Origin of the sequence: Arthrobacter vasquezii (assembly GCF_029455255.1) — a bacterium.
GTDB classification, from domain to species: domain Bacteria; phylum Actinomycetota; class Actinomycetes; order Actinomycetales; family Micrococcaceae; genus Arthrobacter_D; species Arthrobacter_D parietis.
In genome coordinates, this window is sequence record NZ_JAROKN010000013.1 from 35,252 (window position 1) to 55,992 (window position 20,741).

15 protein-coding genes are annotated in these 20,741 nt (G+C 60.3%); 13 read left to right on the plus strand and 2 right to left on the minus strand.

Features of this window, described 5'->3' with window-relative positions; genetic code table 11:
* Positions 1–35 precede the first annotated feature (35 nt).
* Positions 36–1,073 (minus strand): LacI family DNA-binding transcriptional regulator, encoded by a 1,038-nt coding sequence (locus P4U43_RS07430; protein WP_277358148.1) that lies wholly within the window; start codon positions 1,071–1,073, stop codon positions 36–38.
* A gap of 110 nt (positions 1,074–1,183) precedes the next feature.
* Here P4U43_RS07430 and P4U43_RS07435 point away from each other — a divergent pair, with 110 nt between their 5' ends.
* The 10 genes from P4U43_RS07435 to P4U43_RS07480 all read left to right on the plus strand — a co-directional run bounded on the left by P4U43_RS07435 (position 1,184) and on the right by P4U43_RS07480 (position 15,394).
* Complete coding sequence (locus P4U43_RS07435) at positions 1,184–2,497, plus strand: ABC transporter substrate-binding protein (protein WP_277358149.1); 1,314 nt, start codon at positions 1,184–1,186, stop codon at positions 2,495–2,497.
* A gap of 72 nt (positions 2,498–2,569) precedes the next feature.
* Entirely contained in the window at positions 2,570–3,454 is an 885-nt protein-coding gene (locus P4U43_RS07440) for a carbohydrate ABC transporter permease (RefSeq protein ID WP_277358150.1), read from the plus strand.
* A 2-nt stretch (positions 3,455–3,456) separates the two neighbouring features.
* Complete coding sequence (locus tag P4U43_RS07445) at positions 3,457–4,356, plus strand: carbohydrate ABC transporter permease (protein WP_277358151.1); 900 nt, start codon at positions 3,457–3,459, stop codon at positions 4,354–4,356.
* Positions 4,357–4,363: 7 nt separating this feature from the next.
* On the plus strand, positions 4,364–6,943 hold the full coding sequence (locus P4U43_RS07450) for an alpha-L-rhamnosidase (RefSeq protein ID WP_277358152.1): 2,580 nt from the start codon (positions 4,364–4,366) through the stop codon (positions 6,941–6,943).
* 331 nt (positions 6,944–7,274) lie between these two features.
* The gene (gene uxaC, locus P4U43_RS07455) at positions 7,275–8,672 is read left to right on the plus strand and encodes a glucuronate isomerase (protein ID WP_277358172.1); all 1,398 of its coding nucleotides are present in this window, start codon (positions 7,275–7,277) and stop codon (positions 8,670–8,672) included.
* Between the two features lie 59 nt (positions 8,673–8,731).
* Positions 8,732–10,057, plus strand: a complete 1,326-nt coding sequence (locus P4U43_RS07460; RefSeq protein ID WP_277358153.1) for a mannitol dehydrogenase family protein — start codon at positions 8,732–8,734, stop codon at positions 10,055–10,057.
* Between the two features lie 133 nt (positions 10,058–10,190).
* Positions 10,191–11,759 (plus strand): ABC transporter substrate-binding protein, encoded by a 1,569-nt coding sequence (locus P4U43_RS07465; RefSeq protein ID WP_277358154.1) that lies wholly within the window; start codon positions 10,191–10,193, stop codon positions 11,757–11,759.
* Between the two features lie 55 nt (positions 11,760–11,814).
* Complete coding sequence (locus P4U43_RS07470; RefSeq protein WP_277358155.1) at positions 11,815–12,756, plus strand: ABC transporter permease; 942 nt, start codon at positions 11,815–11,817, stop codon at positions 12,754–12,756.
* Entirely contained in the window at positions 12,753–14,576 is a 1,824-nt protein-coding gene (locus P4U43_RS07475; RefSeq protein WP_277358156.1) for a dipeptide/oligopeptide/nickel ABC transporter permease/ATP-binding protein, read from the plus strand. The genes P4U43_RS07470 and P4U43_RS07475 overlap by 4 nt, the downstream gene beginning before the upstream one ends.
* Positions 14,573–15,394: an ATP-binding cassette domain-containing protein gene (locus P4U43_RS07480; RefSeq protein WP_277358157.1), complete on the plus strand. Its 822-nt coding sequence runs from the start codon at positions 14,573–14,575 to the stop codon at positions 15,392–15,394. Before P4U43_RS07475 ends, P4U43_RS07480 begins: the two co-directional genes overlap by 4 nt.
* A gap of 50 nt (positions 15,395–15,444) precedes the next feature.
* Here the strand turns inward: P4U43_RS07480 and P4U43_RS07485 are convergent, their stop codons facing one another.
* Positions 15,445–16,068: a TetR/AcrR family transcriptional regulator gene (locus tag P4U43_RS07485; RefSeq protein WP_277358158.1), complete on the minus strand. Its 624-nt coding sequence runs from the start codon at positions 16,066–16,068 to the stop codon at positions 15,445–15,447.
* A 48-nt stretch (positions 16,069–16,116) separates the two neighbouring features.
* Between P4U43_RS07485 and P4U43_RS07490 the strand changes: the two genes are divergently transcribed.
* From P4U43_RS07490 to uidA, 3 genes are all read left to right on the plus strand, one after another.
* Positions 16,117–17,397: a glycoside hydrolase family 1 protein gene (locus tag P4U43_RS07490; RefSeq protein ID WP_318533011.1), complete on the plus strand. Its 1,281-nt coding sequence runs from the start codon at positions 16,117–16,119 to the stop codon at positions 17,395–17,397.
* Between the two features lie 95 nt (positions 17,398–17,492).
* Complete coding sequence (locus P4U43_RS07495) at positions 17,493–18,860, plus strand: MFS transporter (RefSeq protein WP_277358159.1); 1,368 nt, start codon at positions 17,493–17,495, stop codon at positions 18,858–18,860.
* An 87-nt stretch (positions 18,861–18,947) separates the two neighbouring features.
* On the plus strand, positions 18,948–20,741 hold the full coding sequence (uidA, locus tag P4U43_RS07500) for a beta-glucuronidase (RefSeq protein ID WP_277358160.1): 1,794 nt from the start codon (positions 18,948–18,950) through the stop codon (positions 20,739–20,741).

Consider the following 20,741-nt stretch of genomic DNA (forward strand, 5'->3'; position numbering starts at 1 on the left):
GCCTACGGATTAGATCGCTCAACGGGGAAGTGTGACTATCGAAACTCCGACATCGTGCTCGCTCTAGCTAGAAGGTTCGGCTGCAGAACCACGGTGCGATGCAGGTGATCTGGGTTTTTCACTTCATCAATGAGCATTTCCAAAGCAATCTTCCCCATTTCATGGCCCGGTTGTCCGACGGTTGAGATAGGGACGACGTGATCTGCCGTGAAGTGGTTGTCGTCATACCCGATGATCGCGACCTCTTTCGCAACTGACACTCCGGCATAAATGAGAGCCTGCGCGCATCCCGCTGCTAACGCGTCAGCAGCGGCAAAGATGCCGTCGGGCCTCTCGCCGACAGGCCGCGAAACCAGTTCCCGGCCAACGTCGAGTCCTGCCGGTACGGTCAATCGGGTCGTTTCGATAAGCTCCAAGTGAGCGTCCACGTTCGATTCGGCTATCGCTCGTTTGGTGCCCTCGTAGCGCTCTCTGACGGCCGTTAGGCTGAGCGGTCCTCCAGCGAACAGGATTCGCCGTCGCCCCTGCTGAAGCAGGTGCTGAGTGGCAAGGTAGCCTCCATATTCTTCGTCTACCGTGACGCCGCAGGATTCGCCGGGTTCACCCGGCCAGTTGACGAGTACTACAGGGCAGCCGCGGTCCCTGACGCGGGCCACTGCATCGAGTGGGGCGTCGAGCGGAGCGAGAAGGATTCCGTTGACTCGGCTTTCATTGAAGAGGTCAAGGTAGAGGTTCTGGCGTACGAGATCCACGTCGCTATTGGCCAACAAAAGCTTGTACTGGTTCTCGACCGCGCTCTGCTCAGCACCGCGTGCAATATCGACAAAGAACGAGTTGCCAATGTCTACGATCACGAATCCGAACAGATCGGCAGACCCTGCCGCCAGAGTGCGGGCTACCTGATTGCGCACGAATCCGAGGTCCTCTACAGCCTGATGTACCCGCCGGCGCGTCCTTTCTGACACTTTTTCAGGGGCATTCAGAACGTTGGAGACAGTCCCTAGCGCCACGCCGGCATGGCGGGCGACGTCACTCATGCTCGGTGGGCGACGGCCGGAAGAAGTAGTAGTCATCGGGTCACCTTGGCACTTGAAACGTTATGAAGAAGTGTTGCTTTGCTCACACATCGTAGTCTACTATCGTTTTGAAGCGCTTCAATCATCTCAAGATTCAAGGAGGAATCGTGTCACACCAGACACTCACCATTGGCAAGACCCGCCCCGCTGTCATGACTCTCGGCGCCGCAACACTGGCGATCGCACTTGCCGGATGTGGTGGCTCCGGTGGCGACCCAGCCGCATCGGAAGCCACCGAGTTCAGCTTCCTCGTCAACGCGGAAAACACCGAGATTCCTGACGCACTCACCTCCTTGTCGGAGGAAGAGTGTGCCACCCAGAACGAGACATTGCCGCTGACCATAGAGACAGTGCCCCAGACCAGTCTCGATCAGCGTCTGCAGCTCCTAGCTGGTCAGAACGGGCTTCCCGTTCAGTTCGCTGCAGGCAATGCGCCGGCGCTGACGAAGACGCTCGATGAGTCGGGCTACGTGCTCGATTTCGAACAAGCACTGACCGACCTCAACGCGATCGAGAACATTGAGCCGGCTGCCATCTCAACCATTGAGAACCTCTACGGTGGCTTCAACGTTCTGCCGTACCAGTACAACATCGAGGGGATCTGGTACAACGAGCAACTCTTCGAGGAAAACGGCGTCGCCATCCCAGAAACGTGGGACGACCTGGTTGCAGCCGCGGAAACCTTCGATTCCGCAGGCGTCACTCCTTTCGCGGCCAGTGGCGAGCAGGGCTGGCCCATCACCCGCCTGATCGGCAACTACATCTTCCGCACGGTCGGTCCAGATGCGCTGCAGAAGGTCGCGGACGGCGAAGCGAAACTCACTGACCCTGAGTACGTCGAAGCCGCCCAAGCCATCGCCGACCTGGGCGCCGCTGGCTTCTTCGGAGAAGGCGTCGGATCGATCAGCGCCGACACCGCCGTCAACGAGTTCATGAACGGCAGCGCGGCAATGTACTACATGGGCAGTTGGGCGCTGGGTGACTTTGCAGACGCTGAGCGCAACCAGATCGGTGAGGAGAACATCGGGTTCATGCCATTCCCCGGTGTCTCCGGTGGTGCTGGGGACCGCAGCCAGCTCGCCGCCAACGTTGGACTCCCGATGACCTTCAACGCCAATACCTATGGCGAAAACGTCGGTAGCTGGCTGGGATGCATCGCGGAAAACTACGGATCCACTGCCCTTGAAGAGCAGAACCTGATTTCAGGCTTCAAGGTCAACACGCCGGTCGAGGACCTGCCGCCGCTTACCCAGGAGGTGCAGGAGCAGATTTCGGCAACGGATGAAACCGTCCTCTGGTTCGAGGCGCTCATGAACACCAAGGCCACCAACACGAGCCAGGTCAACGCCGCACCACTGGTGACCGGCTCCATCACTGCGCAGGAGTTCATGGAACTCGTGCAGAACGACCTCGACAACTAATTGCTTAGAGCCTCCGCGGGGACCGGATCGGCCCGATTCGGTCCCCGCGGAGCGAGCGCAAGGACACCCCTCATGCAACATGTTCTAGGTGACAAAAAGGCCATCCTCATCCTTGTAGGTCCGGCCCTGCTGATCTACACGCTGGTAATGCTCATCCCTATGCTGTGGTCGCTCGGCTATACCTTCACCGAGGGAAACGCCATCGTCGGCTTCCAATTCGCCGGCCTGGACAACTTCGTCCGCCTCATGGGCGACGCGAATGTCCACGACGCCCTCTGGTTCACCCTGAAATACGCCTTCGTGATCACCATCGGACAGGTCCTCGTAGGTTACGCGCTGGCACTGCTTTACGTTTTCGTGCTTCGCCGTTCTTCCAGCATCGTCCGCACTCTGGTTTTCTTCCCCATCGTGCTTCCCACCGTTGCCGTTGCACTTCTCTTCCAAAAGATGTTTGAGATCGCCCCCCAAAATGGGCTTGTCAACTCGCTGCTGAACGTCTTCGGCGCCGAGTCAGTCAATTGGTTCGGTGACGGCGGTTCAGCCTTCTTCGTCATAGCCCTTATGGACATCTGGCGCTCCATGGGATTCTACGGAGTCCTCCTTTACGCCGGTCTGGTAGACATCCCTGAGGACATGATCGAATCAGCCCGACTCGATGGCGCAAGCGGGATGAAACTCATACGACACATCATCGTTCCACTCTCGCTGCCGGTACTTCTGTCGTCCGTCATCTTCAGCATCAACGGCACCCTCAAAGTTTTCGACTCCATCCTCGCTCTGACAAACGGTGGGCCGGGGAACGACACCAGTCCCCTCACGCTCTACATGTTCCAGACATCCTTCACTTACGGCGAGTACGGCTACGGCAGCGCAATCGCGTTGCTCCTCACGCTCCTCTGTCTGATCGCCACTCTTTTCGTTTTCCGAGCCTCCCGGCAAGACAAGACAAAGGCCTGAGCATGTCTATCCAGCTCCAAGAAGAGACCGACGCCTCCACCGCCCGGGTGAGAACCCCTCTCCAGCGTCGCGGGCGTGCGTTCCTCCGCAGCATCCCTTCACGAATTGCCATTGCAGTCCTGCTGGTGATCGTCGTCTACCCGATGGTCTGGCTCCTGCTCGGCTCGTTCAAGACCAACCGCGAATTCGCTGAAAACCCCGTATGGGCGCTGCCCGAAACTTTCTCCTTCGCCAACTACGCGGACGCGTGGACGACAGGAAACATCGGCCTCTACGCAATGAACAGCGTCATCGCGGTCTTCCCGTCGCTGATCATCATGATCATCCTGGGAACGGCCGCGGGCTTTGCCCTCGAAGTGATGATCTGGAAGGGCCGCCACGGAGTCATGCTCGCCTTCCTCACTGGAATCATGATCCCCGGACAAATGATCCTGTTGCCGCTCTTTGCGATCTATTTCCAGACTGGGCTGAGCGGCACACTGTGGCCGCTTATCATCACCTACACCGCGTCCGGCCTACCGCTCACAGTGTTCATGATGGCAACCTTCTTCCGTTCAATTCCACGCGAGGTGTTTGAAGCGTCAACGCTCGACGGCGCCAGCATCCTTTCGTCCTTCTGGCGCATCGGATTCCCAATGGTGAAGAACGCAGTCTTTACGGTCGCGCTCGTCCAGTTCTTCTTCATCTGGAACGACTTGCTCATCGCGCTTACCTTCACCAGTTCGAGCGCTCTTCGCACCATTCAGGTAGGCCTGCTCAACTTCAACGGTGAATACGGCGCGACCAACTACGGACCGCTTTTCGCCGCAATCTGCATCAACGTATTCGGAACGTTGGTCTTGTACCTCGTCCTCAACCAGCGCATTCAAAAAGGCCTCACAGCCGGATCAGTCAAGGGGTAGTCCTTCCATGCCACCAGTTATTTCCCGTCCGATCACCTTCGAGCACTACCGTGAGCCGCTCGGAATCGGTGAGTCATCACCCCGCATCTCCTGGCAGAGTGAAGCAGAACCAGACTGGGTCCAGAGCGGGTACGAGATTGAGATTCGCCGGTCCAGCCAGGTGGATCGCTTTGTGATCACTTCATCGGATCAGATTCTTGTGCCGTGGCCGGCGGAAGACTTGCGCTCCCGGGAGAGCGCCGACGCTCGAGTACGTGTGACCGGAACGAACGGCCTCAGATCGGAGTGGTCTGATTGGGCGACCGTCGAAACGGGCCTCCTGAACGCGGACGAATGGGTAGCTGTCCCCATCTCGGCGGATTGGGAGGAAGACCCTGAGGCGGAGAAGCAGCCGCCCCTGCTGCGCACCGAATTCGCCGCACGCCCCGATGTGGTGAGCGCACGCCTCTACGCATCAGCCCACGGCGTCTACGAGGTAGAGATCAACGGCCAGCGCGTGGGCACCGATATCTTGTCCCCGGGCTGGACCGTTTATGGCGAAAGGCTTCGCTACTACACCTACGACGTCACCGAGATCATCAACGAAGGCACCAACGCCATGGGCGTCTGGCTGGCGGACGGTTGGTACCGCGGAAGGTTGGGCTTCCACGGTGGATACCGCAACCTGTATGGCACCGACCTGTCCTTCATCGGCCAACTGGAGATCACCTACAGCAACGGCTCGCGGGAAACCATCGCCTCCAGTCCCGACTCAGGGTGGCGCGCTTCTAAAGGCCCAATCATCATGAGCTCGCTGTACGACGGCGAAGAACACGATCAGCGCCAGGAACACGCCGGTTGGACGATGCCCGGCTTCGACGATTCTGACTGGTCTGGAGTTGTCTCCAACCTACGTGATCCGCACACCCTGGTTCCTGCCGAAGGCCCGCCCGTCCGCTGCACGGAGGAAATCACCCCGGTCCGGGTCGAGAGGAAACCAGACGGACGCATCCTTCTCGACTTCGGACAAAACCTGGTTGGCCGACTGCAGCTCGCAGGAAACGGCACGGCGAATACCTCAATCAGTGTCCGCCACGCAGAGGTACTCCAGGACGGCGAGCTCTACACGCGCCCCCTCCGTGACGCTCGAAGTACCGACATCATCCACCTCGCCTCCGACGGATCTTTCCGTTGGGAACCTCGATTTACTATCCACGGGTTCCGATACGCCGAGATCAGCGGCTGGCCGAACGACTTCAATGCCGAGAATGTCACTGCGCGTGTCTATCACACCGACATGCAGCGGACCGGTACCTTTGAATGCTCCGACCCCGCCGTAAACAGGCTCCATGAGAACGTGTTGTGGAGCATGCGGGGCAACTTCGTCGATATCCCGACCGATTGCCCCCAGCGTGACGAACGGCTCGGGTGGACCGGCGACATCCAGGTGTTCGCACCCACTGCTTCCTACCTCTACGACTGCTCAGCGATGCTCTCTTCCTGGCTGAAGGATGTGGCAGCCGAGCAGCTGCCTGACGGGACCGTGCCCTGGTACGTACCGGTCATCCCCGGTGGCCCGATGTGGACACCCATCCGGCCCGGGGCGGTATGGGGTGACGTAGCCGTCCTCACCCCGTGGACCCTTTATGAACGCTTCGGTGATACAGCCGTTCTGGAGCGCCAGTACTCCAGCGCGAAGGCCTGGATCGATCTCATGGACCGGCTCTCCGGCCCGGGTCACCTTTGGAACACAGGATTCCAGTTAGGAGATTGGCTCGACCCGAACGCTCCTCCTGAAGATCCCGCGGCCGCGCTTACTGACAAGTATCTGGTCGCCACTGCCTACTTCGCGTGGTCCACCCAGAAGTTCAGCGAGACTGCTCACGTGCTCGGGAAAGCTGAAGATGCTCAGAAGTACGCGTCGCTCGCCGCTGACATTCGCCGCGCCTTCACAGCCGAATACGTTTTGGACGACGGCATGATGGTGAGTGATGCGCAGACCGCTTACGCGCTGGCTATCAATTTCGACCTGATCGAGGATTCACGGCTCCTCCAGATGGCTGGCGATCGGCTGAGTGAACTTGTATCCAAGGCGGAAAACCGGATCTCCACAGGTTTTGCCGGCACGCCGGCCGTCACCGATGCACTTACCAAGACCGGTCACGTTGAGACCGCGTATGCACTTCTTCTCGAGAAGGAATGTCCCTCCTGGCTATATACAGTCGAACAGGGCGCGACAACGATCTGGGAACGGTGGGACAGCCAACGCCCGGACGGAACTGTCAACCCGGGCGGGATGACGTCCTTCAACCATTACGCGCTGGGTGCGGTTGCGGATTGGCTCCACCGCTCGGTGGCGGGCATAGCACCCTTGGAGCCCGGCTACAAGAAGATACTGATTGCCCCTCACCCGACCGAAGCCTTCAGCTACGCAGCAGGCACACTGATGTCTCCATATGGCGAAATTCAGTCACGGTGGGAGCGGGACGGCCAGTCTCTGACCTATACATTCACCGTCCCAAACGGAACAACTGCTTCTGTGCTACTACCCGGACAGGATCTGTTCGAAGTCGGCGCCGGAGAACATCACATAAGAACGGATCTTTGAAGCTTGCGTACTTGAGCCGGTGCGGTGCCCTCTGAAGGGCTGGTGAGACTGCTCTCTCGCGAGACGGGGGAGCGAGAGTCGACACCAACGGGCGGGACTTGTACAACACCCCTCAACCTAGTTCGCACTTTGCCTACTCGGCGCATCACGGTTGTCGACAGGAAGCCTAAGGCGCTTCAATCTCTGCAAGCGGTTGCCAATTGGCCCGGATGAAATGCAAGCAGCCTTTCAGCCTAGCTGTTCAACTGCTTTGTAAGAGCGCGTTGATTTCCGGGGTGGAGGCTGGCAACCGATTGACATCGGCGGATAACCGTGGCACATTATTCTCATGATGCTTCAGACGCAAAGACGCGAGCGGGACCGCCTGCTTCCAGCCGACCGCCGGGTGCGGGACATCGCCAGGGATTTGTATGAGCGAGTGGCTTACGCGCCCATCATCAGTCCTCACGGACACGTCCCGGCAGGGTGGCTTGCTGATGACGTCAAGTTCCAGGATCCGTCCGCCCTCCTCGTAACGCATGACCACTACGTGACGAGGCTGTTGCATTCTGCTGGCGTCGACCTTGCCGCGCTTGGGCTTGGTGGACATACGGCGGACCCGCGCGAGGTCTGGCGTCTCTTCGCATCGAATTGGCACCTTTTCACGGGTACTGCCTCCGGTTATTGGATCCATGAGGCGTTGACCGACGTACTGGGGGTCGATCGTCAACTGACAGCAGACACCGCGGACGAAGTGTACGACCATATCGATGCACTCCTGAAGACGCCGGAGTGCCGGCCGCGCGCCCTCTTCGAACGCTTTGGCATCGAAGTCCTCGCTACCACGGATGATCCGCTTGATAACCTCGACGCTCATGCCCGTATAGCATCAAGCGGGCTACATGGCCGCGTCCTGCCCACCTTCCGTCCTGACCGCTATCTGAACCCGGAAAGCGAAGGGTTTGTCGACTCCGTTTCCAGCCTGCTCGATACCACGGGACGTGCAGCGTCTTTTTCCGGCTACCTGAATGCATTGCGTGAGCGCCGGCAGCACTTCATCCAACATGGTGCTGTATCTACTGATCACGGCGTGGAAGAGCCTTTCACGGTAGACATGGACGAGAGGGAGGCGGATCTGCTTTTCCAGGAGGTACTTTCGGGGACTGCGACTTCCGAGAAGAAGCGAGCTTTTCTCGGCCACATGATCCTGCAGATGGCACGTATGAGCGTCGAGGACGGGCTCGTCATGACCCTTCATGCCGGAGTCGTTCGCAATCATCACACGGAGACATTCAGGCGGTTCGGGTCCGACTCGGGGCACGACTTCCCCCGCAGCACTGACTTTGTCAGGGGTCTCCGACCGCTTCTGGAGCGCTACGGGCTGGAGCGCAACTTCCATCTCGTTCTCTTCGCCGTCGATGAGACGGTGTATTCACGCGAATTAGCGCCCATGGCCAGTTTCTATCCGAGTGTCTACGTCGGTGCGCCTTGGTGGTTCCTTGACGCCCCGGATGCGATGGCTCGGTTCCGCTCCGCTGTCACCGAGAGCGCAGGCTTCTCGCGCGGATCTGGGTTCATCGATGACACAAGAGCATTTCTATCCATTCCCGCCAGGCATGACACAGCACGGCGCACGGACGCGGGGTTCCTCGCCCGGTTGGTTGCTGAAGGCCGCATTGGGATCACTGCCGCGGAGAACATCATCGATGACATTGTCGGGCCCCAGCCCAAGCGCGTCTTCAAGCTATGACCGGCATAACGGCCCCGGCGGTTCTGCGCAGACTCGAACCATCACCTCCAGTAAGGATCGTGCATCTCGGACTTGGCGCTTTCAGTCGGTCCCACCTAGCGTGGTACACGGCGCGCGCGCTCGACGCCCGCGACTGGGGAATCTCTGCATACACGGGTCGCAGCCGGGAACTAGCGGAAGTCCTCACCACCCAAGACGGTCTTTACACCCTCATCGAACGATCGGCTGAAGGGGACCGGGCGAGCATCATCGAGAACGTCGTGGAAGCGCACGTAGGAGGAGATCTTGCTTCTCTCATCGCCGACATATCCGCCGATGAAACCGTGATCATCTCCCTGACGATCACCGAGGCTGGATACCGGGTGGGAGTTGATGGCCTCCTCGACTCCACCGATTCCCACGTGCGTGCCGACCTTGCAGCCCTGTCCAACATTGAAGCGGAACCAAATCCTTCCGCCATTGCTGTATCTACCGCAATCGGGCGCCTCGTTCTTGGGCTCGATGCCCGTCGTCGCGCCTGCAGCGGACCCATCACTGTCATGTCCTGCGACAACCTCCCAAACAATGGATCCCTGCTTCGGGAGGCTCTGCTCGGTATGGCTGAAGCTATACCCGACACCGCCGCATGGTGTAAACAAATGGTGTCCTTTGCCTCCACCTCTGTGGACCGCATCACTCCCAGCATCTCCCCCGAGGAACAGGAGGAGCTTGCAGCAACCTATGGTGACCGGGCTCCCGTCATCGCCGAGCCTTTCAGCGACTGGATCATTGAGGGCGAGTTTCCGGCGGGACGGCCAGCGTGGGAGAGTGCCGGCGCCCGATTTACAGATGACCTTGAGCCCTGGGAGTCACGAAAGCTGTGGTTGCTCAACGGCGCCCATACCCTTTTGGCATCCCTTGGCCAGCTTCGCGGCCATCGGACGGTCGCCGAAGCAATCACTGACCCCGTATGTCTGCACGCTGTCAACAGCTTCTGGGACGAGGCCGAACGCCACCTCCCCGCGACACTCGGCCTCACCGAGTACCGGTCAGCACTGCACGAACGCTTCGCCAATGCACGCATCGAGCATCAGTTATCCCAGATAGCGATCGACACACCAACCAAGTTACGGCTGCGCGTCATGCCTGTGGCAGTACGTGAGCGTGAGTCAGGGCGGGAAGCTGATGCATGCGCAACGGTCATCGCTTCGTGGCTGGCAGCCGGCGAACAGAGACTGGTGCCGCTTGGAATCGAAGCGGCGGATACCGGGACCGCATTTAGCTGGGACCATGCTGTGCTGGCCGTTGAGTCTCTCAGTACAAAGCTTGCGGCCGATGGGGCCTTCCTGTCAGCTGTGCGTGATGAGCTAGATCGAGTGCGGCACATCCTATCTGCCGCACGGTAAAGACATATTTGGCAATCGGTTGTCAAAACCCACCTTGCCTGCTTTACTTGACGTTAGCGCTGAAAGTAACCTGTCGTTGCACGAATAGTGTCAAGCGGTTGCAAGCGGCCATTCATTCAAAGGAGAAAGAACCGTGTCAGAGTTCAATTGGCGTCGTCCGCCCAGGCTGACGGCTCTGGCGGCGACCGTGCTCGCCGCGACCCTCGCGCTCTCAGGTTGCGGCGGATCGTCCGCACCCGAGGCAGATAGCACCAATAGCGCCGAAGGGGCCGTTGCGGAACGGGATCTTTCGGTCGCCGCAGTTTCGCCCCCTAACTCCCTCGATCCCGCGCAGGTCGTTGATGGCCAGCAGATGTTTGTTTGGGGTTCGATTCTGGATACCCTTCTCCGCCGCGACCCTCAGACGGGAGACCTCATTCCTGGTGCCGCAGAGAGCTGGGAGTACAACGAGGACGGCACCGAGCTGACCCTCACCCTTCGCGAGGGGATGACCTTCAGTTCGGGCGATCCGGTCAATGCTGAGGCAGTGGCCGCCACCCTGCTCAGGGGAAGGGACACCCCAGGAGCCGTGCAGAGCCGCCTCGCGTCGATCGAGGATGCCGTGGCTACCGATGAAACAACAGTTGTTGTCTCCCTCACGGCGTTCGATCCACAATTCGTGGACAACCTGGCTCAGGGACCCGGAGCGATCGGTGATCCCGCAACGTGGGACGAGGAACGCACCGCCACGGATCCGGTTGGCTCAGGACCCTTCACACTGGACACGGCAAAGACCGTGCCGGGCAACACATACGTCCTCACAAAGCGGGACGACTACTGGGACGCCGAGAACGTCCCCTTCAAGACACTGACCGTACGCGTGCTTCAGGACCCCACCGCATCGTTCAATGCGCTCCAGGCCGGTGAACTGAACGCGGCCACTGTCCAGGAGCAGGTACTGGGCCAGCTCGACACCTCCAAGTTCACCGTCACGACGGTCGATGCTGTTGCCGTCTCGTTCCTCAATATTCTTGACCGTGCCGGCGAGAAGTTCCCGGCCCTCGGCGATCAGAGCGTCCGACAAGCCATCAACATGTCGATTGACCGCGAGGGGATCCTCAAGGCCATCTACAGCGGCACGGGCATGAAGACCAACCAAACCGTCAGCCCCTATGGCGACATCTTCTCCGAGGAACTCAACGAGAAGTACCCCTACGACCCCGAGGCAGCGAAGGCTCTTGTCGAGGAAGCTGGATACGCGGGAGAGACCTTCCAGATCCCCAGCACCTTCCTGAGCACCTCAATCGAGTCGACCCTGTCGCAGTCATTCGCCGACATCGGCCTCACCCTAGAGTGGGTTGCCGTCCCGCCGCAGCAGGCTCAGTCCGCGGCCCGGTCCGGCGAATACGGTCTGTACTACCAGATCCTCGGGTTCAACTCCGACGCCGCCGATATGGCTACCGTCTACGGTCCCGCCGGGTTCGCCAACCCGACGGGTTACACGGATGAGACGTTGGACGAGCTGTTCGCGAAGATCAACTCCACGGTTGACCACGAGGAGGCTATCCCGACGTACCAGGAGCTGAACGAGTACGTGGTCGATCAGGCTCTCGTGGCACCGGTCGTCTTCCCCGGAGCAAACTGGGTGACCGAGAAGGGTGTGGAGTACGTCGGAAAGGGCAATACTCTGTCAACCTACCGCCTGTTCAAGGTGACCGAGTAACAATAACTGGACGGGGGTGCGCCTTCGCGCACCCCCGAACACTTCTGGAGCCCTCGTGATTACCTACATTCTCCGCCGCCTCGCCGCCGGAACTGTCCTTGCCCTTCTCGTCACCTTCATCACGTTCCTACTGGTGGGTACGTCCTTCCGGGACGTCGCCCAGACGATCCTCGGAACTTCAGCCACACCCGAAACGACCGCCGCACTCATGCAGTCGAAGGGATGGGATCGCCCGATCCTCGTTCAGTACGGTGAGTGGCTTTTCAACGCACTTCAGGGCGACTTCGGTGTATCTGTGTACACCTCGCTCCCGGTCGGGCCATCGGTCCTGCAGCGGTTGGCCGTCACCCTGTCGATCATCGTGCCGGCGCTGCTCATCACTGTCGTCATCTCCACAGTCCTGGGCGTGTTGTCGGCCTCGCGCGGTGGAGTGATCGACCGCATTTCGCAGGGCATCTCCCTTATCGGATACATTGTCCCGGGCCTGCTCCTGGCGATCGCACTGGTGGTCATCTTCGCGGTCCAACTCAAACTGCTGCCGGCGACGGGTTACACCCCACTCACGGAGGATCCCGCTGCCTGGTTGCGCAGCATCACGATCCCCGTCATCGTTCTCATAATCGGGGGCATCGCGAGCATCACTGCGCAGGTGCGAGGTCGGATGATTGACGAACTTCGTCAGGACTACGTCCGAACGCTCCGTACTCGCGGCATCTCCAACACTTCGATCATCCTCAAGCACGCACTGCGCGGCGCGGGCGGGCCAGCACTTACCGTCATGTCCCTGGAATTCATCCAAATGTTCGGCGCAGCCCTGATCATTGAGAACGTCTTCGCGCTTCCGGGCTACGGCAGTTACGCCTTCAACGCGTCACTTCAAGGCGACATCCCCGTAATTCTCGGAATCACCGCATTCGGAGTCCTTCTGGTCACCGTCATCAACCTCGTCACCGACCTGGCCAATGGCTGGCTCAATCCGAAAGCGAGAGTCCATTGAGCAACCAACCCCTATCGCAGATCGAACCCGCGTCAACATCGGAGGGGCTTCACGAAACCGTCGAAAAGGCCGCCGATACCTCCAGAACCCCGACCTGGAAACGGCTGCTGCGCGATCCTCAGGCCGTCATTACCTTGGCTATCCTTCTCGTCATTTTCCTACTGGGCGTCCTGACACCATTCCTGACGCAACACGGGCCGAATGAATCCGACCTGCAGATGGTAAATGCTCCAGTGGGCACCCCTGGATATCCATTAGGCGCCGACGAGTCCGGCCGTGACATCTGGACCCGACTGCTTCATTCCACCAACACAGCGGCAATCTCGGCGCTCATCGGCGTGAGTGTCGCTCTCGCCGTGGGCGTCACGGCAGGCCTGGTCGGCGGGTATTTCGGTGCAAGATCCCGCGCTCTCACCGAGTGGACATTCAACCTCATCATGACGTTCCCAGGCGTTCTGCTCCTCATCATCCTCATGCCGGTCACCGGTGGAGATTATCGCGCCACCATGCTTATTTTCGGAGTGCTGCTCGCTCCGGGTATCTACCGCATCGTGCGCAACCTCGTTCTTGGCGTGAAGAATGAACTGTATGTCGATGCTGCTCGCGTCTCAGGGCTCGGCAACCTCAGCATCCTCGGAAAACACGTTCTCTTCGTGGTACGCGGTCCCATCATCATCGCCACGGCCTTCCTCGCGGGCGCAACAATCGCTGTGCAGTCCGGGCTTGCATTCCTTGGCGTCGGATCACTCCAGATCCCCAGTTTCGGGGCAATGATCGCCTCCGGTTTCCGCAACCTCTACATCGCGCCCACACAGTTCCTCTGGCCGAGCCTCATGCTCGGAGTAATCACAGCGTCTCTCGTGCTTCTTGGTAACTCCCTGCGCGACATTCTTGAGGGGTCAAAACCCAAACCGGTGAAGGTGAAGAAAGGTCAGCAGGTCGCAGCCACAGCGGTGAAGGACCCCACTGATCCCGCCACTGATTCCCTGCTGAACATCTCGGACCTCGGCATCGCCTACAAAAGCCCCAACGGATCACTCAACGAGGTAGTGAAGGGCGTTTCCCTCCAGATCCGACGGGGTGAAGTGTTGGGACTGGTCGGAGAATCCGGGTCAGGAAAGTCCCAGACCGCCTTCGCAACCCTTGGTGTTCTGCCCAACGATGCGATCATCACACGGGGTTCCATCCTGTTTGACGGACAGGAGCTTGTGGGCCTTACCGATCGTCAAATGGGAGCACTGCGAGGCAAGGACATCGCCTACATACCACAGGAACCAATGTCGAACCTCGACCCGAACTTCCGGGTGGGAGCGCAGCTCGTCGAGGGAGCGCGCGCAGCATTGGGGATCTCCAAGAAGGAGGCGAAGGATCGCATCCTCGCACTTCTGAAGCGCGTCGGTATCGTTGACCCCGAGCGCACCTTCAATTCCTACCCCCACCAGATCTCCGGCGGCATGGCTCAACGAGTCCTGATCGCCGGCGCCGTCGCAAGCCGTCCGAAACTACTCATCGCCGACGAGCCGACGACCGCCCTGGACGTCACCGTACAGGCCGAGATCCTCGACCTCCTGCGTGATCTGCAGGCGGAGCTTGACCTGGCCGTGCTTCTCGTCACCCACAATTTCGGAGTAGTTGCAGACGTCTGTGAGCGTATCGCTGTGATGCAGCGAGGCGTTGTCGTGGAAGCTGGATCCGCCGTCGAGATCTTCCAGAATCCCCGGCACGAGTACACCCAAATGCTGCTGCGCGCCATTCTGGACGAAGACAAGGTCCGCACCGATCCACCGGTTGCGGCATTCAGTGGAGGGATGCACACATGAGCCTTCTCGATATCCGAGACCTAAGAGTTACCTTCCCCCGCCGAGGGTGGCGCGCCCGGCCCATCGAAGTCCTGCATGGGGTCTCGCTGAGCGTTGACCGCGGCGAATGCCTCGGGCTCGTCGGTGAATCGGGATCCGGAAAAACAACCATCGGGCGCGCTGTACTTGGACTTGTTCAGCCGTCCGGAGGTGAAATTGACTTCGACGGACGACGAATCGATCGACTGCAGCCACGGGAGCGTCGTGCGTTGTCGAAGGACATCCAGGTCGTCTTCCAGGATCCTTACACCTCACTGAATCCTTCCCTGACAATCGGGGACATCCTGGCCGAGCCTCTTGTGGTTCAGGGTGCGACCAGCCGCGACGCGCGCGCACGAGTGAAGACCCTCCTCGACCAGGTGGGGCTTCCAGCCGACGCTGAGCAGCGGTTGCCTCGCGAATTCTCCGGCGGTCAGCGCCAGCGGGTAGCCATCGCGCGCGCACTTGCACCGGAGCCGAAGCTGATTGTTTGCGATGAGCCGGTGTCTGCCCTGGATCTCTCCACACAGGAGCGTGTTCTGGATCTGTTCGTAGAGATTCAGCGTGCCACCGGTGTCGCGTACTTGTTCGTCTCCCATGATCTGTCGGTAGTGCGACACATCAGTCATCGCGTCGCGGTGCTGTACCGAGGTGATCTTGTCGAGACGGGTCCTGCGGCCAAGATGACCTCCGACCCGGAGCATCCGTACACTCAACGCCTTCTTCTGGCAGCGCCTGTGGCTGATCCCATCAAGCAGCGCCAGCGACGCGAGGACCGGCGCAAACTAACCGCAGCGTAACAACTGGCCGAAAGAGTACTTGGTGCCGCCCGGGTGAATGGTGTGGCACCTCACTGAACAATCGGCTGCTCAGCATCGAAGTCCTTCACAATCGATGCGAGGAAATCGTGAATGATTGACTCAACGTCAAGCTCGTCACGGGCGTACAACCACTGGGTATGCAGTCCATCGGTGACCGCAATGGTCAGTGCGGCCAGGTGCTCCGGCGGTAATGCCGAGGATAGGCGCTGCTCTTCCTGTATCACCGTGAAGAGGCGGGTGAGGAAGCTACGGACCCTGCGGTACCGGTCGGCGAAGAAGTCATGCGCAGGATGACCTAGAGACGTAGCTTCCCCGCTGAGGGTGGCGCTCAGCTCGACGAGGCCCGCATGGCGGTCGCGCTCAACAAGGGAAACGATCATCCCGCGAAGAACGGCGACCGGATCGTCCGTCCCTGACAGCACGCCATTGTCTCGGAGATACCGCTCGCCCCGTTCATCCTGCAGCTCGAGCACCGCGGTCAACAGAATCTCCTTGCGCGGGAAGTGATGTAGCAGCCCTGTGTGACTGATGCCGGCACGACGGGCGATTTCGGCCATGGAAACTCCGTGGAAGCCCGACTCACTGAAGGCAACAGAACAGGCCTCGATGATCGAGGCCCGAAGCCCGGGAGTCTTCGCATACTGCCGACCCATTCGATTCTCCAGAAAAAGTAGTGAGAGCTTTCGAATTTATGATACGCTATGGCAACCGGTTGTCAGCAACGGGTTCATATCGAAGAGGAAAAGGGCTTTTTCATGACTCACTTCCCTGTCGGCTTCTTGTGGGGGTCAGCCACTGCGGGCCATCAGATCGAGGGCAATAACGTCAACAGTGACTGGTGGTCACGCGAGCAGCAGGTACCGGGCATGGAGCTCTCAGGCGATGCGTGCGATAGCTACCACCGCTACCGGGAGGACATCTCACTCCTGGCAGAGGCCGGACTGACGTCCTACCGCTTCAGCCTGGAGTGGGCCCGCATCGAGCCGGTGCGCGGTCACTTCTCAAGGGCCGAGCTCGCACATTACCGCCGCATGATCGAGTTCTGTTTCGAGCGGGGTGTCACGCCGGTGGTGACACTGCAGCACTTCACGACGCCGCAGTGGTTTGCCGCAGCCGGCGGCTGGCTGGCCTCAGATGCCTCGGAGTTGTTTCAGCGTTTTGTTGCAGAAGCGACCAGTATTCTCGACGGCGTCGAGTGGGTCGTCACCATGAACGAGCCGAACATGCAGGCCGCGATCATGACGGCGATGCGCCGGATGGAGCAGGCCGGTGGTGCCCAATGGCAAAGCCCGACGGTGGAAGGCGAGCAGGGAACCAAGGAGAAAAAGCAGTCTCATGGCGAGTTCCTGACCTATGCCGATCCGGAAATCGGGAAGATGTTCGTGCAGATCCACCATGCCGCACGGGAAATTATCCGGGCTCGCACCAGCGCCAAGGTCGGTTGGACGATCGCTGCGGGCGCATTGACGGCCGCGCCCGGCGGCGAGGAAAAGCTGCAAGAGATTCGCTGGGGCAAGGAGGATGTGTATTGGGAAGGCAGCCGCGGCGATGACTTCACTGGTGTGCAAGCCTATTCAAGCCAGGAAGTCGACGCGGGAGGTCTCGTGCCACACCCCATCCGGCCCGATAACACCCTCGTTGGCACCGCCTACCGGCCCGATGCGCTCGAGATGGCCGTCCGCCACGCATGGAAGATGACCGGGGGAGTGCCGATCCTAGTTACGGAAAACGGCATAGCCACAGCTGACGACATTCAGCGGATCCGCTATACAGGAGAAGCCCTGCGAGGGCTGGCCGGCGCAATGGCCGATGGAGTGGACGTGCGCGGGTATCTGCACTGGAGCCTGTTGGACAATTTTGAGTGGGGTCACTGGGAACCGACCTTCGGACTGGTCGAAGTCGACCGGGCCACCTTCATCCGCACGCCGAAGCCGAGCCTGGGCTGGCTGGGTGAAGTCGCGCGGAACAACGGTCTCGCTTAGACCATGGTCGCCTACGAGAATACCGGTCCACCCATCCGAGGAAAGCTCAGCCTACAACCGGCCGGGCAGTTCCGCGGCGGCGCAGCGACTGACTGATGCGCCGCCGGATTGAGGAGGAGCAGCGGCAGGAGTACGTCGCTATGGGACCCGCGGAACGCGTCCCGGCGGCCAATGCTTCCCTACCGCACTCGCCCTCACAGGTAACTCTGACGAGCGAAACCGCGAACACGGAATCACCACCAGTACCCCCGTGGACTATAGTCCTGCTGGTTGCCGCGACCTTCGGAGTAGGCATGGCAATGGTTGTGCCCATGACGTACTCGCTTGCGGTTCGTCTCGATATGCTCGCTCCCGGTCGCGCGGATATCCTCGGCATGATGTTCGGCATCGGCTCTGCCGTGACGCTCGTTGTTGCGCCACTGACCGGCATCCTCAGCGACCGTACCCGTTCCCGGTTCGGCCGTCGACGCCCTTTCACCGTGGCAGGCCTTGTTGTCGGCGCTGCGTCCGTCGCGGTCATGGCAACGGCACCCAATATCTGGGTGCTCACCATGGGTTGGGTTCTCTCAACGGTTGGATGGGGCACAGCCGGAGCCTCGGTGGGCAACTGGCAGGCTGACCGGCTGCCAGCGAGCCAGCGAGGAAAGGTCTCCGGGCTGACAAATCTGATGATGCAGATCTCCCCAGTAGTCGGCATTCTGCTCGTCGCCCCCTTGCGAGGAGAGCCGTTCCTTGTGTTCGCTATACCGGCAGCGGTCGCGGTCGTCCTCATCGGCCTCTTCGTTGCCTTCGCCCCCGAGGCCGACAGTCGCTCCGTCCGGCACAGTGAACGCCTTACACCGGGCGCGGTGCTCAAAAGCTACCTCTTCCGCCCGAAGGACTCACCGGATTTCGCCTGGAACTGGTTGGGACGCTTCATCTTCTTCCTCGGGCTCACGTCAACTACCAGCTTCTCGGTCTACTTCTATTCCCAACGCCTGGATCTCGCACTGCCAGACGTCGCCGGTGTGATGGCACTGACCTCGGCACTCAGCGTCGGGACGGCGACCCTGGGATCGATCGGAGTCGGCTGGTTGAGCGACCGCACTGCGCGGCGCAGACCCTTCATCCTGCTCGGCACACTGGTCTTTGCGACAGGATCCATCATTTCCGCATTTGCCGGTGACCTAGCGTCGATCATCGTCGGCACCCTGGTCAGTTCACTCGGAATCGCTTCATTCTCCTCCGTAGGGCAGGCACTCGTTCTCGACGTGTTACCGGATCGAGAGAGACAGGCCGGGCGATACATGGCGATCAACATGTTCGCCCAAAAGATTCCCGGTGTAATAGCGCCGGTCTGCGCGCCACTTCTGCTGCTGATCGGTGGCGGGGAGCAGAACTTCACTGCCCTTTATCTCTCCACTGCGCTTCTGTCTGCAATCGGGGGCATCCTCATTGCTACCCGGGTTAAAGGAGTGAGATAGGGTGTGCGCTGGCAACCGATTGCCAATTCTTGCTTGTTCTGATGTACTTTTCCCAGTGAACCGCGCCGATGCGCAGAAAGGCATTCGATGCTGAAGCCCAAAAACACCTCCACCCGCGAACTCGTCAACCTCGACGGTGTATGGCGGTTTGGGATCGACTCCCGACTCCCCGAACAGCCCTGGACCGCGGCGCTCGATACGCCCCTTGAGGCCGCGGTCCCTGCCAGTTACAACGACCTGTTCATCGATCGGGAGATTCGCAACCATGTGGGGTGGGTGTACTACCAGCGGGAAGTACGCGTACCCCGCGGCTGGACCGACGAGCGGATACTGCTGCGCTTCGACGCAGCCACCCACGCCGCAAAAATCTATGTCGATGACCAAATCGTCGGCGAGCACGTCGGCGGCTACACCCCGTTCGACATCGACCTCACCGACGTCGTCGCCGCAGGGCAAGCGTTCCGGCTGACGGCAGCCGTCAGCGGCGACCTGACCAACGAGACCATCCCGCCCGGCAAGATCGAGGTCGGGTATGACGGCCGCCCCAAACAGGTCTACTTCCACGACTTCTACAACTACGCCGGCCTCGCCCGATCCGTCTGGCTCCACAGCGCTCCGAAATCCCGTATCGAGGACGTCACCGTCATCACCGATTTCGAAGGCACAAACGGCGTTGTCGACTATACGGTCCAGGTCCCGGCTGGCCTCGATGTGAGGGTGCGGCTAGCCGACGCGGACGGCACAGTCGTCGCCGAAGGGCGGGGCAATGCAGGATCGCTAACCGTCCCCAATGTCACACTCTGGAAACCCGGAGCGGCATACCTCTACGAACTCACCGTTGAAGCCTTCAACGAGGAAGGGCTGATTGACTGCTACGACCTCCCGGTCGGGGTCCGTACGGTCGAGGTCCGCGGTCACGACTTCCTGATCAACGGCAAGCCCTTCTACTTCACCGGTTTCGGAAAGCACGAAGACACCTACGTCCGCGGCAAAGGCCACGACAATGCGTACCTCGTGCACGACTTCCAGCTCCTCGACTGGGTAGGCGCCAACTCGTTCCGGACCTCGCACTACCCCTACGCGGAGGAGGTCATCGAATTCGCTGACCGACACGGCATCGTCATCATCGATGAGACAGCCGCCGTGGGATTGAACATGGGCGTCGTCGGCGGCATGACCGGCACCCCGCCATTCCCCACATTTTCAGAACAGTACGCGAACAACAACACCCACGCCGCGCACCAGCAGCACCTGCGCGAGCTGATCGGCCGGGACAAGAACCACCCCTCCGTCGTCATGTGGTCCATCGCGAACGAACCCGCCTCAAACGAGGACGGCGCCCGCGAATATTTCGAGCCCTTGGTGAAACTCGCTCGTGAACTGGACCCGACCCGACCCCTCACATACTCAGTGGTGATGTTCGCAACCTACAAGAACGACCAGATCGTCGATCTCTTCGACGTCATCAGCCTCAACCGCTACTACGGCTGGTACATCAGCCCCGGTGACCTTGCATCGGCCGAGCTCATGCTCGATGGTGATATACGAGGCTGGATCGAGCGTGCCGACAAACCGATCATGATGTCGGAATACGGCGCCGACACCCAGCCTGGTCTGCACGCCGTATGGGACACGGTCTGGACCGAGGAATACCAGACCGAATACCTGGCCATGAACCACCGCGTATTTGACCGGTTCCCGCAGTTCGTCGGCGAGCAGGTCTGGAACTTCGCCGACTTCGCAACCACCGACGGTCTCCACCGGGTGGGCGGTAACAAGAAGGGGGTCTTCACCCGTGAACGCCGTCCTAAAGCCGCTGCGCACGCATTGCGGCAGCGCTGGCGCGGACTTAACGGCCGCAAGCCCGGCACAGCAGAGTAA